The following is a 1,208-nucleotide window of genomic DNA, read 5'->3' as shown; positions in this document are numbered from 1 at the left end:
GGCTTTGTGTTTGATAATGGGATTGTTAGTATGAAGCATGAGAGTTACCTCGCGTTTTGTTTAAGGATTAGACACCCATATCAAAACCGGTAACTCTCAACCTTTCAAGGTCCAGTGTCAGATCTAGTCGCAACTAATACAACTAAGCAGAATACGCACATTCGGCTGTACGTCGGCAGGGTTATACGGCAAGGAGAAGATAAAAGGAGCCTGTTTCCCGTCCGTCCACGCCACTTTTTGCGCCAGCACGCGCGACGGTGCGTCCGACACGCTGGCATCAGAAACGGTAACCGTTAAGGCTGCATCGGGCGGCAGCGCGATGCGCTGATGCAGATTAATGGTACCGCTGACCGCAGGCATGGCAAGCTGGGTTTGTGCAGCGGTCGGAGAATCGGTGACCGTTGTCGCTGCTGCCGCCGCGCCAGTCAACACGACAGATAACGTGATACCACCTAAGATATGCCATAATTTCATTGGCGATTCTCCTTTCGTTATTGTCTGTAACGACGTCAGGCATGAGCTGCAATGCACAACAGAAACGCTTTGCGCTGCATACATACATTGACGCGATAATGAAAGTATGACCCACATTAGCCATTTGGCAGCGTTCAACATTCTTAATTTATCATTTTTCGAAAATGCCGATGCTGAAGTTTGATGACTTACCGTTATACGTTAACAACACTTATTTCCGCCAAGGGAGAGCAACAATGAGCCATGCACTACAGCATCTTCTCGAATTGCTGAAGTTGGAAAAGATTGAGGAAGGACTCTTCCGGGGACAAAGCGAAGATTTAGGGCTACGCCAGGTGTTCGGCGGGCAGGTGGTCGGTCAGGCACTGTATGCGGCCAAACAGACCGTCGAAGCGGGTCGGGGGTTGCACTCGTTCCATAGCTACTTTTTATTGCCGGGAGACAACCGAAAACCCATTGTCTACGATGTGCAGAACCTGCGCGATGGCAACAGTTTTAGCGCGCGACGTATCAGCGCCATCCAAAACGGTAAGCCTATCTTTTTTATGACCGCCTCTTTTCAACGCCAGGAGAGCGGCTTTGAACATCAAAATGGCTTTGTTGAATAAATCAGAACTTGTAACGACTGCGCCCCATACGGGTCGATTGTTACGTGATGCGAATACTGTTCGGCATTCCTAATAGCGTGATCAGGTTAAGCGCTTTGACCATGGCCATGGCTTCACCCACCTGAG

General features: G+C 49.7%; 3 pseudogenes. 1 reads left to right on the top strand and 2 read right to left on the bottom strand.

The features are described 5' to 3' along the window. Positions 1-141: 141 nt before the first annotated feature. Positions 142-474 (bottom strand): annotated as a pseudogene (locus QZ506_RS20860) (YbaY family lipoprotein); the annotation flags it as partial. Between the two features lie 236 nt (positions 475-710). Between QZ506_RS20860 and QZ506_RS20855 the strand changes: the two are divergent. Further along, positions 711-1,067, top strand: a pseudogene (locus tag QZ506_RS20855) (acyl-CoA thioesterase domain-containing protein); the annotation flags it as partial. A gap of 55 nt (positions 1,068-1,122) precedes the next feature. On the opposite strand, the pseudogene QZ506_RS20850 reads toward QZ506_RS20855, so the two are convergent. Beyond that, positions 1,123-1,208, bottom strand: a pseudogene (locus tag QZ506_RS20850) (lipoprotein); the annotation flags it as partial.

Source organism: Candidatus Symbiopectobacterium sp., from assembly GCF_020054415.1.
In the GTDB taxonomy this organism is placed as follows: Bacteria; Pseudomonadota; Gammaproteobacteria; order Enterobacterales; family Enterobacteriaceae; genus Symbiopectobacterium.
This window is presented reverse-complemented; position numbering and strand designations above follow the sequence as displayed.